The 13,076-nt window shown below is 75.5% G+C and carries 6 protein-coding genes; 2 read left to right on the top strand and 4 right to left on the bottom strand.

Features of this window, described 5'->3' with window-relative positions:
* Positions 1-3 precede the first annotated feature (3 nt).
* Both AC4IHM_RS17800 and AC4IHM_RS17795 read right to left on the bottom strand, forming a co-directional pair.
* Entirely contained in the window at positions 4-1,647 is a 1,644-nt protein-coding gene (locus tag AC4IHM_RS17800) for an ATP-binding SpoIIE family protein phosphatase (protein WP_490868009.1), read from the bottom strand.
* A gap of 183 nt (positions 1,648-1,830) precedes the next feature.
* The gene (locus tag AC4IHM_RS17795; protein ID WP_490868008.1) at positions 1,831-3,204 is read right to left on the bottom strand and encodes an NAD(P)/FAD-dependent oxidoreductase; all 1,374 of its coding nucleotides are present in this window, start codon (positions 3,202-3,204) and stop codon (positions 1,831-1,833) included.
* A 377-nt stretch (positions 3,205-3,581) separates the two neighbouring features.
* Between AC4IHM_RS17795 and AC4IHM_RS17790 the strand changes: the two genes are divergently transcribed.
* Together AC4IHM_RS17790 and AC4IHM_RS17785 are read left to right on the top strand one after the other, a co-directional pair.
* Entirely contained in the window at positions 3,582-4,382 is an 801-nt protein-coding gene (locus AC4IHM_RS17790) for a TetR/AcrR family transcriptional regulator (RefSeq protein ID WP_490868007.1), read from the top strand.
* Positions 4,383-4,559: 177 nt separating this feature from the next.
* Entirely contained in the window at positions 4,560-6,614 is a 2,055-nt protein-coding gene (locus AC4IHM_RS17785) for a sigma-70 family RNA polymerase sigma factor (protein WP_490868006.1), read from the top strand.
* Here the strand turns inward: AC4IHM_RS17785 and AC4IHM_RS17780 are convergent.
* Both AC4IHM_RS17780 and AC4IHM_RS17775 read right to left on the bottom strand, forming a co-directional pair.
* On the bottom strand, positions 6,601-9,918 hold the full coding sequence (locus tag AC4IHM_RS17780) for an ATP-binding protein (RefSeq protein ID WP_490868005.1): 3,318 nt from the start codon (positions 9,916-9,918) through the stop codon (positions 6,601-6,603). The two genes, AC4IHM_RS17785 and AC4IHM_RS17780, sit on opposite strands and share 14 nt — an antisense overlap.
* Before the next feature lie 603 nt (positions 9,919-10,521).
* Positions 10,522-12,642 carry an asparagine synthase-related protein gene (locus AC4IHM_RS17775; RefSeq protein WP_490868004.1) on the bottom strand — a complete coding sequence of 707 codons (2,121 nt, stop codon included), beginning with the start codon at positions 12,640-12,642 and terminating at the stop codon, positions 10,522-10,524.
* Positions 12,643-13,076 lie beyond the last annotated feature (434 nt).

The following is a 13,076-nucleotide window of genomic DNA, read 5'->3' as shown; positions in this document are numbered from 1 at the left end:
GGCTCACGGCTTGGGCAGGAGGAACTCGCACCAGACCGCCTTGCCGCCCCCGGGTGTGCGCCGGGACCCCCAGTTGGAGGCGATCGTCGCGACGATGGCGATGCCCCGGCCGGACTCGTCCCCCGGTTCGGCGCGGCGGCGCCTGGGCAGATGGTCGTCCCCGTCGGTGACCTCGACGATCAGGCGGCGGTCGGTACGGCGCAGCCGCAGCCGCATGGGGGGCGTGCCGTGCTGGAGGGAGTTGGCGACCAGCTCGCTGGCGGCCAGGACGCCGAGGTCGTGCAGGTCGACGGGGAAGCGCCAGCTGGTCAGGACGCCGGAGGCGAAGGCACGCGCGCGTGGGGCCGCTTCGACACCGCCGAGCAGTTCCAGGGCGGCGTTGCGGAACAGCTCGGCCTCGGCGCCGGTGCGGGCCGGATGCCGGAGGACCAGGACGGCGACGTCGTCGTCGTGGTCCGGGGTGACGCCGGCCGAGCGGACCAGGCGGTCGCAGATCACCTGGGGGCTGCCGGTCGCGCCGGACAGGGCGCGCTCCAGGGCGGCGATGCCGTCGTCGAGGTCCTCGTTGCGGCGTTCCACCAGGCCGTCGGTGTAGAGGACGGCCGTCGAGCCGGGGGCCAGGGTGATCGAGCCGGACGTGTGGATCCAGCCGCCGGTGCCGAGCGGGGGCCCGGTGGGTTCGTCGGCGCGCTGGACGGTGCCGTGCTCGTCGCGGACCAGGATGGGCAGGTGCCCGGCGGACGCATAGACCAGCCGGCCCTCGTTCGGGTCGTGGATGGCGTAGACGCAGGTGGCGATCTGGTTGGCGTCGATCTCGGCGGCGAGGCCGTCCAGGAGCTGGAGCACCTCGTGCGGGGGCAGGTCGAGACGGGCGTAGGCCCTGACCGCCGTACGGAGCTGGCCCATGACGGCCGCCGCGCGGACGCCTCGGCCCATGACGTCGCCGATGACCAGGGCGGTGCGGCCGCCGCCCAGGGTGATCACGTCGTACCAGTCGCCGCCCACCGCGGCCTCGGTGCCGCCGGGGTGGTAGGTGGCGGCGACGCGCAGGTCGTCGGGTTCTTCCAGTTCCTGTGGGAGCAGGGAGCGCTGGAGGGTGACGGCGGTCTCGCGCTGGCGGCGTTCGCTCGCGCGCAGGCGGCCCGCGGCCTCCGCGTGGTCGGTGACGTCGGTCGCGAAGACGAGGACGCCGCGGCCCTCGCCGTCGGCCTCGGTGACCGGGGTGCAGGTGAAGGTGTAGGAGCGGCCGTCGGGGGCCTTGCGGGACTTGAGGGTGCGTGGTCTGCCGCTGCGCTGGACCTGGTCCAGCAGCGGGAAGAGGCCCGGTTCGTCGAGTTCGGGGAGGGCCTCGCGGGCTCGTTCGCCCAGGTCGCGCGTGCCGAAGGCGGCGACGTAGGCGTCGTTGACGTAGGCGAGGCGGTGGTCGGGGCCGTGCACGAGGGCGACGAGGGCCGGTACGCGGTCGAGGACGTCGCGCACGGGCAGCTCGTCGACGGCGGGTACGGGCGGGGCCTCGTCGGTCAGTTGTTCGGCGCGGGCTGCGGGTACGGAGCCCTCTCCCCGACGGTCCGGGGAGACCGTCTCGGTCCGCGCGGCTGCGCGGCGCTGTGTTCCGGGGAGTCGGGCGCTCCAGCGCGTGAAGTTCACGAATCCTTGCCTCGTGTCGTTGTCGGCGGCCGGAGACCGGGGCGGGCCGGGGCCGGCCGGGGCCCCGGGGGCCGCGCTGGGGCGAGCGGTGGCGCGCCCGCGGTGGTGGACCAGTCTGGCAGGGTGCCGACCGGGCCGACATCCGTCAGACGCCGGACGGGCCGGGGGAGTTCCGAAGTCCGGTCAGGACGACCCCTTCGGGTAGTCCGGAGGGTCCTGAGAAGGCTTTCCACCGGCCGCGAGTTCGAACTCCGCTCGTGGATGTTCGAGTGAGCCCAGGGAGACGATCTCCCGTTTGAAGAGTCCGGCGAGGGCCCATTCGGCGAGTACGCGCGCCTTGCGGTTGACGGTGGGGATCCGGCTGAGGTGGTAGGCGCGGTGCATGAACCAGGCCGGCCGGCCCTTCAGCTTGCGGCCGTAGACATGCGCGACGCCTTTGTGGAAGCCGAGGGAGGCGACGGACCCCGCGTGCTTGTACGCGTACGTGTCGAGGGGCTCTGCGCGCAAGGCGTGCGTGACGTTGTCGGCGAGGACCGCGGCCTGGCGGACGGCGTGCTGGGCGTTGGGGGCGCATTCCCGGCCGGATTCGGCGGTGAGGTCGGGGACGGCGGCGGCGTCCCCCGCGGCCCACGCGTGCGTGGCGCCGTCCACGGACAGGTGGGCGGTGCATTGCAGCCGGCCGCGGTCGTCGAGGGGCAGGTCGGTGGCGGCGAGGATCGGGTGGGGTTTGACGCCGGCCGTCCAGACGACCGTACGGGTGGGGAAGCGGGATCCGTCGCTGAGGACGGCGACGCGGTCGGCGCAGGACTCCAGGCGGGTGTCCAGGCGTACGTCGATGTTGCGGCGGCGCAGTTCGGTGACGGTGTAGCGGCCCAGTTCCTCGCCGACCTCGGGCAGGACGCGGTCGGAGGCCTCGACGAGGATCCACTTCATGTCCTCGGGTGCGACGTTGTGGTAGTACCGCGCGGCGTAGCGGGCCATGTCCTCCAGTTCGCCGAGGGCCTCCACGCCCGCGTAGCCGCCGCCGACGAAGACGAAGGTGAGGGCGGCGTCGCGCACGGCCGGGTCGCGGGTGGAGGAGGCGATGTCCAGTTGTTCGAGGACGTGGTTGCGCAGGCCGATGGCCTCCTCGACGGTCTTGAAGCCGACGCCGTGGTCGGCGAGGCCGGGGACGGGCAGGGTGCGCGAGACCGAGCCGGGCGCGAGCACGAGTTCGTCGTACGCCAGCCGGCGGGCGCCCGTGCCCTCCTCGTCGGTGGCGAGGGTGGTGACGGTGGCGATGCGCTTCGTGTGGTCGATGGACCGGGCCTCGCCGATGACGACATCGCACCGGCCGAGGACGCGGCGCAGCGGCACGACGACGTGACGTGGGGAGATGGAGCCGGCCGCCGCCTCGGGGAGGAACGGTTGGTACGTCATGTAGGGGTCGGGGGTGACGACCGTGATCTCGGCCTCGCCCCGCCGGAGTTCGCCCTTGAGGTTCCGCTGCAGACGCAGGGCCGTGTACATCCCGACGTAGCCACCGCCGACAACGAGAATGCGCGCACGTTCCTTCACCGTCCCATGACGCACCCGGCGCCTGCGTTTGTCCACAGGCTCGTCGATTTGTGTGACCGGAGATCGCCAAGGCGCCGGGGCGGCGGGGCCTCCGTGGCGGGATGCGGTCGCGCAGGTCAGCGGGGGTGGACGCGGGGGTGGAAGGGGGTGCATTCGGGGCGTATGCGATCCGTGGTCCGATCGCGGGACGCTCGGTGCGGAACATGCCCCTTCTGAATTGACCCCCGCTCAACTATGTTCTTTCCGACGGGGTGCAGGGGGATGTGCTCACCGGGTCCGCGACGGGCGGACCCGAGGACCGGGCCCGTTCCGCGCGCTCCGGCTTTCGATGGCGGGGAGAGTCTCCGGGGGGAGACGTCATTACCGGGGGATTGTCTATGCATGTTCAGGGCTCTCATTGGCCGTCCGCTTCGGCTGTCGCGCCCGGCGCGGTCAGCACGGCGGCGGGCGGCGCACGCGCGGAGGCGGCGCGGACCGCGCCCCTGCGGGTGGACGCCCAGCGCAATCTGGAGCACGTGCTGCGCGCGGCGCGCGAGGTCTTCGGCGAGCTGGGGTACGGCGCGCCGATGGAGGACGTGGCGCGGCGCGCGCGGGTCGGTGTCGGCACGGTGTACCGGCGCTTTCCGAGCAAGGACGTCCTGGTGCGCCGGATCGCCGAGGAGGAGACGGCCCGGCTGACCGACCAGGCTCGGGCGGCGCTCGGGCAGGAGGACGAGCCGTGGTCGGCGCTGTCCCGCTTCCTGCGGACATCCGTGGCCTCGGGCGCCGGCCGACTGCTGCCGCCGCAGGTGCTGCGGGTCGGGGTGCCGGACGAGGGTGACGGCCATGCCGCGGCCGGTGAGCCACGGGTGCCGCAGCAGCGGATACAGCCGGGCTCCGGTGAGCTGCGGCTGGTGTCCGACGGTGCCGCTTCGGCGGGCGAAGCGGGCGGGGCGCCGGGCGGGGCGCCGGTTTCCGTGGAGGACGACGACGGGGCGGCGGAGCTGCTGGATGTCGTGGGCCGGCTCGTGGAGCGGGCGCGGGCGGCGGGTGAGCTGCGGCCGGACGTGTCGGTGTCGGACGTACTGCTGGTGATAGCCACGGCGGCGCCCTCGCTGCCGGACGCGGCGCAGCAGGCGGCGGCTTCCTCCCGGCTGTTGGACATCCTGCTGGAGGGGTTGCGGTCGCGTCCCGTGTGAGACGGCCGTGCCGTCAAGGGGCGACGCGGTCTCCTTCGCCGAACGGCTGAGCGTTGCCGCCGCGTCACGGCAAGTCCCCACGGACGAGTGATGGTCACCCCTGGGGTGTCCTGAACAAAAGCCAATATGGCACGCTGACCCGGTGTTCGGACTGGCAGGTGGCGGGGGCTTTCCGCGATGAGCGTTGACGGGCGGGACGGGTCGGTCGGTGACGGCGGCCTCGGGCCCGGTGGCGCCGAGCCCGAGGGCTCGCCGCAGGTGCCGGGCCAGGGACGGCCGGGCCGGGCCCCGCGGGGCGGTGCCCCGGAGGGCGGCGGGCCGACGGAGCGTGGCGGGCCGCCGGAAGGCGGCGTACCGGCGCAGCGCGAGCGGCACCAGGACGGCGTCCTGCCGCCGCCGCGTGAGCTGTACGACGACGGCGTCCTGCCGCCGCCGCGTGAGCTGTACGACGACGGCGTCCTGCCGCCGCCGCGTGAGCTTCCGTCGTCCGACGCGGAGCTGATCGGGCGGATGCGCTCGGGCGACGACAGCGCCTACGAGGAGCTGTACCGGCGCCACGCGGACGCGGTGCGCCGGTACGCGCGCACCTGCTGCCGCGACGCCCACACCGCAGACGACCTCACCGCCGAGGTCTTCGCCCGCATGCTCCAGGCGGTGCGCGGCGGCTCCGGGCCGGAGTACGCGGTGCGCGCCTATCTGCTCACCGCGGTCCGGCGTGTCGCCGCCGGCTGGACGCGGTCGGCCGGGCGGGAGCAGTTGGTCGACGACTTCGCGGTGTTCGCCGCGCAGGCCGCGCACGCCCCCAAGGCGGCGGACGGCGACACCCTGGAGCTGGGTGCCGATGTGCGGGCCATGCACGAGGCCGAGCAGTCGATGGCCATGCGGGCCTTCCGGTCGCTGCCGGAGCGGTGGCAGGCCGTGCTCTGGCACACCGAGGTCGAGGACGAGTCGCCGAGCGAGGTGGCCATGCTCTTCGGGCTGGACGCCAACGGCACCCGGGTGCTCGCCAGCCGTGCCCGCGAGGGCCTCAAGCAGGCCTATCTCCAGGCCCACGTCAGCGAGACCCTCGCCACCGACGAGGACTGCGCCCGCTACGCCGACCAGCTCGGCACCTACGCGCGCGGCAGGCTCCGCATCCGGGCCGAGCGCGGGCTGCGCAAGCACCTGGCCGAGTGCGCCAGGTGCCGGCTGGCCGCCACTCAGATCGAGGAGGTCGCGAGCGGCATCCCCGCCGTGGTGCCGGTCGCGGTCATCGGCTGGTTCGGCGCCGCCGGGTACGCAAAGGCCGCGGGGCTCCTCGCCGGGGGCGCGGGCGCCGGTGCGGCGGGCGCGGCGGCCGCGGCCAGTGGCGGTTCGTCCGGCGGGGCGGGCGCCGGTGGCGGTGCGGCGGTCTCCGAGGGGCTGGGCGCGCCGGTGAAGGCAGGTATCGCGGCCGGTGTGGTGGCGGTGGCCGCCGCGGCGGCGCTGGTCTTCGCGCTGGCCGGCAAGGACGCCCCGGACGAGCCCCCGCCGCAGGCGGCCCCGCCCGTCTCCGCACCGGCGGCGCAGCCGGCCCCGGACACCCCCACGCCCCCGAAGCAGGCGCCCGCTCCCCGCCCGCCCGCGGCCGCACCCGAGCCGGTGCCGTCCGCGTCCCCCACCCCCCGTCCGACTCCCACGCCGACGCCGCCTCCCCCCGCGGCGCCCGCCCCGAAACCGACGCCGAAGCCGACACCGACCCCCACTCCCACTCCCACCCCGACACCGACTCCGACTCCGACTCCGGCACCCACTCAGCCCCCGCCCCCGCCGCCCGCCCCGACCGTCTACCAGTGGAACGAGCTGGCGTACGACGTGAGCGGTGACGGCACCGGGCCCGAGATGCGGCTGGCCGGGAGCAGCTGGGTGTGGCAGCGCTCCGCCCTGTCGGTCAACGACGAGAAGTACGCGCACGGCGTCACCGTGCACGGACGCTCCTCCGTCACCATCGACCTCAACCGCTCCTGCTCGTCCTACGACGCGCTGGTCGGTGTGGACGACCTGACGCTGAAGCTCGGCAAGGTCCGCTTCTCGGTCCGCGCCGACGGCGTCCCGCTGTGGAACTCCGGCGTGATCAGGGGCGGGGACCCGGCGGTGCCGGTCCATGTGGACATCTCGGGACGCGAGACCGTGCAGCTGGTGGTCGAGCCGCACCGGCCGTTCGACTCGGTGACGCTCGCGGACTGGGCGCAGTCGCGGTTCACCTGCGGGTAGCGGCCCGCGGGACCGGCCGGCCGTGCCGCACCGCCTCGTCCAGCTCGTCCAGGGCGTCCCGCGGTGTGAGGACGGCGCCCCCGGCCAGTTCGAGGGCGTACCGCTCAGCGCCGAGGGCGGCATGGGCGGCGGCGTCGGCCCGCTCGGTGTGCACACGGTCGGGCATGGGGCGGGGGCAGTCGCCGCGCCATTGGCCGGCCGCGCCGAACAGCCGCACCGCGCGGGCGTGGTCGCCGAGGTCGCACAGCAGGCGCGCCGCGCTGTCCACCAGGGTCGCCGCGACCAGGTCGGAGCACCGCTCCGCGACGGCCGTGCGGACGGCGTCGGCCAGCAGCGGCAGAGCCGCCCGCGGGCCCGACTCCGCCGCCGTCACGAGCGCGTCCACCAGCCCCAGCATCGCCAGGAACTGGGGCGGGGGCGTGCCGCGCGCGCACTGCTCGCGGGCCGCCTCCCACAGGGCGCGCGCCGGCGTGAACTCCTTGTCCTCCACCGCGAGCCCGGCCCGCAGCATCAGGACGAGGGCCTTGGAGTCCGCCACGGCGTACCGGTCGGCGGCGGCGCCGGCCTCGTCGAGCAGGGCGAGTGCCGTGCCGCGCTCCCCTTCGCGGTAGGCGACCTCGGCGAGCCGGGCGACGAGGAACGGCGACTCCGCGAACGCGCCCACCTCGTCGGCGAGCCGCAGCGCCTCCTCGTACTCCGCCCGAGCGTCCTGGTAGCGACCGCGCGCCATGGCGGCCTCGCCGAAGGCACTGCACACCTGGGCGGACACCAGGCGGTCGCCGACGCGGCGGCTGAGCAGTCGCAGTTCCGCCAGGTCGTCGTCGACGCCGGTGAGGGTGCCCGAGGTGTCGACCATCGTGTGGGCACGGAACATGAGGCTGGCGGCGATCTCCCACTCGCCCCCGTACACACGGCAGTTGGCGACGGAGGCGTCCATGGCGGGCCGGACGTCGTCCGGGTCGCTGACGAAGAACTCGGTCAGCGGCCAGATGAGGCCGGGTACCCGGGCCGCCTCCGGTCCGCCCGCCGCGAAGTGGTCCCGCACCCGCCGCACGTACCGCCCCATGCGCTCGTCCAGCAGGTCCTCCCCCTCCCTCGGCCCGGTCTCGAAGGTGAAGAGGATGTGCATCATCCGCACCCGCATGCGCGGCGAGTGCAGCGGATGCGGGCAGTCGCCCTCCCGGGTGGCGAGGAGGGCGTCGACGGGGTCGGCGCCGTCGATCCGGCGGGCGAGGATGTCCGCCGGCGGCACCCGGGCACCGCCGGCGTCCAGGGCGACCCCCAGCCGCAGCACCCGGTCGAGCCATTTGACGCCTTCGTGGCGGTAGTTGCGCAGCCACCAGAACCAGCCCATGCCGAGGCCGATGGCGATCGCCTCCCGCTCGTCGCCCGCGGTGAGGGAGCGGTGGAGCGCCGCGCGGATGTTGTCGTGCTCGGTCTCCAGGCGGGAGATCCACGGCAGTTGCCCGGCCGACCGCAGCTGGGGGTCGGCCTCCTCGGCCAGGGCGCGCACCCACGCGCGATGGGCCCGTTCGGCGGTGGCGCGCAGCCCGGGGATCTCGGCGGCGCGTTCGGCGGCGTACTCGTGGATGGTCTCCAGCATGCGGTAGCGCATGCCGGTGCCGTGCGGGCCGGGGTCGGCGACGACCAGGGACTTGTCGACGAGGGCCCCGACGAGTTCCGCGGCGGGGCCGGTGCCCACCGCCTCCGCGGCTTCGAGGTCCCAGCCGCCCGCGAAGACGGACAGTTCGCACAGCATGGTGCGTTCCTCCTGGTCGAGGAGGTCCCAGGACCAGTCGACGACCGCGCGCAGCGTCTGCTGGCGGGGCAGGACGGTGCGGCTGCCGGAGGTGAGCAGGCGGAAGCGGTCGTCGAGCCGGTCGGCGATGTCGCGCGGGGTGAGCAGCCGCAGTCGCGCCGCCGCCAGCTCGATGGCGAGCGGCAGCCCGTCCAGCCGCCGGCAGATCTCGGCGACCGCCTCACCGTCCTCCAGTACGGCGTCCGCGTCGGGGCGTACGGCGGTGGCGCGGGCGGCGAACAGGCGGTGTGCCTGGTCGGGGGTGAGCGGCTCGACCGGGCGCACCGACTCGCCGGGGACGCCCAGGGGTTCACGGCTGGTGGCGAGGACGGTGAGACCCGGGCAACGGGTCAGCAGGGTCTCGGTGAGCCGGGCCGCCGCGCCGATGAGATGTTCGCAGTTGTCGAGGACCAGGAGCAGGCCGCGCGAGGCGCAGTACTCGGCGAGGAGGGCGACCGGGTCGCCCTGCACGGCCGGCCGGTCGCCGGTCACCAGCACGGTCTCGCGCAGTCCGAGCGCGTTGACGACCGCGCCGGGCACGGCCTCCGGCCGGTCGACCGGGGCCAGCTCGACGAGCCACGCCTGCTCGATCGCGGCGGCGGCCTCCTCGGCGAGGCGGGTCTTTCCGGAACCGCCCGGTCCGGTGAGGGTGACCAGTCGTGCCGTGCGCAGTTCGCGACGGATGGCGTCGAGTTCGGGTTCCCGTCCCACGAAGGAGGTGAGCCGGGGACGGAGGTTGCCCCTGCGCTCGGGGGCCGGCGCGGGCCGTCCCGTGGCTCGGGCGCCCGTGCTCCGCGCGCCGAGCAGTTCGGCGTGCAGGGCGCGCAGCCGGGGGCCCGGTTCGGTGCCGAGGCCTTCGGCGAGGGCGCGGCGGGTGCTCTCGTAGGCGGCCAGGGCGTCGGCGTCGCGGCCGGTGGCGCGCAGGGCGCGGATGAGGAGGGCGTGCAGCGGTTCGTCGTACGGGTGCGCCGCGGTCAGTTCGCGCAGCCGCGGTACGGCGTCGTGGGCGTCGCCGAGGAGCAGGCCGGCCTCAATGCGGGTGCGGGTCGCCTCCAGGTGCAGGGCCTCGGGGCGGGCGGCGGCGGCACGGTCGGGCAGGTCGGCGAGTGCGGGTCCCCGCCACAGGCCGAGGGCCTCGTCCAGGTGCCGGGCGGCACTGGCGGCGTCGCCGCGGTCGAGGGCGGCGGTGCCCTGCCGGACGAGGCGCTCGAAGACGAAGAGGTCCACGTCGTCGTCGGTCGCCGTGAGCCGGTAGCCGCCGGGGGCGGAGACGACGGCGTCCTTGCCGACGGTACGGCGCAGGCGGCCGACCAGCGCCTGGAGGGCCCCGGGGGCGTCCTCGGGCGGCTGGTCCGCCCACACCTCGTCGATCAGGGTGGCGGGGGTGACGACATGTCCCGGACGCAGGGCGAGAGCGGCGAGCAGCGCACGCAGGCGGGGCCCGCCGGGGGTGCCGACGGTGCCGTGGTCCTCCGTCTGGGTGACGCCCAGGATTCTGTACCGCACCGGGTCATTGTCCCCGCCCCACCCCTGCGGGGCACATGGCGTCGGTGGTGAACCGGGGGTGGGTCCCCTGCCCCGGCTCCGTGGAGGCACCCGGCGTGGGTGCGGGCCGGGGGGCGTTGCGCAGCCCGGCGCCCCGGGGTGCCGGGCTGCGCCCACCCGTGCCGCCCGGGGGTACCTCCCAGGCCGTTCAGGCACTGGGGGAGGCACGACTGCCCGCAGTGGCCGGCGTGGCGACGGACCGCGGCTGGGGCGGCGTGGCGGCTGCCACAGCTAGGAGGCGGAGCGAGGGCCCGCAGCCGCGTACGGCGGGACACGGCTGCCCGCAGCTGGGAGGGACAGCCGCGCACGGCGGGAGCGGGGAACCACGTGGAGCGGACGGAAAGCCGCGTACGGCGAGGAGGGGGCGGGACGGGGGGTCCGCCCGCAGCGGTTGGCACGTCAACACCCCGCACTCGTACAAGTAACCGATTTCGCGCCGTTCCGAGGACGGACACCCCCCGGCACGCCCCCGACCCCCCACACAACCGAACGCGCTACCCGCACCCCCACCGAACCCGCACAGGCCGCCGCAGGCATTCCCGCGAAACCGCCGGAGGCACCCGCTCAAACCCGCCGCACAACCTCCCCCGCCCCACCCAGCGCCCCCCGCTGCGGCGCGATCCCCGCAGGTACCGCGCGCTGTCGGGCCGGAGTGCCCGTCCAGCAGGTGCCGCGGCGTGCGAGGAGGCGCCGGAGCCACAGTTCGAGGGAGACGATGTCGGCCAGCCCGTCCAGCGGCAGCGGCTCACCTGCCGCCGCCGCACGCACCGCCTTGCGCACGACCCGCGCCTCCACGATCCCCGCCTCCGCGAGCAGCGGCGTGTCGAACAGCCCCAGCAGCGAGTCCGCGGCGACCCGCAGCCCCGTCCGCGCGGCGGAGGCCGCCACCGTCTGCGTGGGCGCTCCCCAGCCGCTCGGCAGCTCGCTGACCCCCGCGCCCTCCAGCACCGTCCGCAGGATCGCCCCCCGCGCCCCCGGCCGCACCCGCAGCGCCTCCGGCAGCGCACGGCAGGCGCGGACGACCTGGTTGTCGAGGAACGGCGTGTGCAGCCGCTGGAAGCGGATCTCGGCCGCCTGCTCCAGTACCCGCACGTCCGCCGCATGCCGCGCCAGCGCCGCACGCGCCCGGAAGTCACCGGGCCGCTGCCCCGGCCCCACCACCCCGGACCGCTGGGAGGACGTTTGCAGGCGAACCGATACTTCAGCCAGCGCCTCTCCGGTCAGCCACCGCGCGGCCGGCCCCGCCCCGGCCCAGGTCAGCACGGCCAGCGACGCCTCCATCGCCCCGTCGCCCGGCGCGTCGAACCGCCGGCTCATCAGCCGTTCGGCGAGCACTTCGAGCCCGGTGCGGTACGGCGTACGCGCCAGCCGCCGGGCCGCGGCGTACACGCGCCCGGGGACCAGCACGGACCCGTCTGCCTTGGCCATCGCGGCGACCGGCCGCACGAGATGGCGCCGCTTGCGGTCCATCAGCAGGTCGGCCAGCCGCGCCGGATGGGCGTCCAGCACCTGCCGCGCCCCGTACCCGGTGAAGTGGTCCGCGCTGCCCGCGGCCAGCCGCGCCCGGTGCCGCGCGGCGGCGACCAGGGACGAGCCGGGTTCGTCCGTCAGCGGCCCGTCCAGCTCGGCGTACGGCAGCACCTCCTCGCCGCCGGTGACCACCACGTGGTGCAGCCGCGGGTTGGCCGCCAGCGCGCCCGCCCGCTCCAGCTCGGCCTCCTGCCCGCCGACGGCGAGGTCGTTGAAGGTGACCGCAAGGAGCCGCTCCCCGGCCCCGGTGCCGTGCCCGAGCACGGTCCCCGGCATCCCGGGCAGCCCGGCGGCCAGCAGCGCCAGCGTGCCCGAGGCGGGTCCGCCGGACAGGTCGGCCCCGATGCCCGGCACCGGCATGCCGCGCGCCGCGCGCCGTTCCGCGGGCCCCATGCCGGGGACCGGGCCGGGGTCGATGCCGTCCCCGGGGACGTGCCGCGGCGCGGCGAGCCGGGTGCGCACGGCCTCCACCAGGGCGTCCCGCACCCCGTCCACCGCCCGCTCGGGATCGGCGGTGGGCGCCGCGACCGCGAGCGAGGCCACCGGCTCGTACCCGGCGATCTCGCGGGCCCCGGCGCGCAGGATCAGCGCATGCCCCGGCGGAACGCGCTTCACGCCGTCGTACGGGGTGGAGTCGTCCAGCGCGGCCGGCACGTCGGGCGCGGCGAGCAGCGCGGCGAGATGGCCGAAGTCGAGGTTGGCCTCGACGAGGTCGGCCAGGGGCAGCGCGGCGGTCGCGTAGGCCGTGCCGCCCGCCCAGGGGGTGTGGAACACCGGGCGCGCGCCCGCGAGATCGCCGCAGACGGTGATCCGCCGCCCGACCTGGACGACGGCCGTGTAGCTGCCCGGCCACGCGGTCAGATGCCGAAGTGCCCCGCCGCGCGCGGCGAACAGCCCGACGCGCAGCTGCTCGTCGGTCGCGCCGCAGATGCCGAGGACTGCGACCCGGGTCTGCGGGTCGGCCGTGACGACGCGCACCTCGTCGGGGCGCCAGTCGCCGACCGCCCACAGCGGATCGGGGTCGCCCCACAACGGCTGGGAGCCCACGGGCTGCACGGTCTCGCCGTCGTAGCCGGTGGCCCCGGCGGAGCCACCCGCCGCGCCCGTGCCGGCTGCTCCCACGGCGGCGCTGCTCCACCCCACCAACCACCGCATCGACGCCTCCACAGGCTGGGGACAACCAGTGCACCGTACGAACTGGTTCCCCATGCTGCCATGAAGGGCGCGCCGCAGAGCGTCGGCGGAGCCGCAAGTGCTCCCATGAATGCGCCCGCGCGGAACTCGCACGCGGACGTCAACTCCCTCTCCGCGCCCACTCGGAGGGCGCGAAGACGACGCGAATGCGCCCCCGCAACGCGCCGTTTGGCTACCCAGCGCGCCCTCAACTCCCGTGGTGAGGGCGGTTGTACCCCGGAAATACGGGGGTCTATTTTCAGCCAATTCGGCGTCACGCAGACACGTTCGAATACGCTCCGTACAGGCTCTGCGCACCGCCTGACGGCGCGCAGTCCGGGAGGCGGGACTCGCCCCCCGGACCGGTCCGCCGCCCGCGGGGATGTAGGCGGCGGTGTCCCCCAGCCCGCTGGATC

Source organism: Streptomyces sp. SL06 (assembly GCF_058244745.1).
The sequence above is the reverse complement of the archived record's forward strand: the minus strand, read 5'-3'. Positions and strand labels throughout refer to the sequence as shown.

Coding starts and splice junctions, on each gene's coding strand:
- AC4IHM_RS17785 (WP_490868006.1), top strand. CDS start 4,560: ATGAGCGTTGACGGGCGGGACGGGTCGGTCGGTGACGGCGGCCTCGGG.
- AC4IHM_RS17775 (WP_490868004.1), bottom strand. CDS start 12,642: ATGCGGTGGTTGGTGGGGTGGAGCAGCGCCGCCGTGGGAGCAGCCGGC.
- AC4IHM_RS17790 (WP_490868007.1), top strand. CDS start 3,582: ATGCATGTTCAGGGCTCTCATTGGCCGTCCGCTTCGGCTGTCGCGCCC.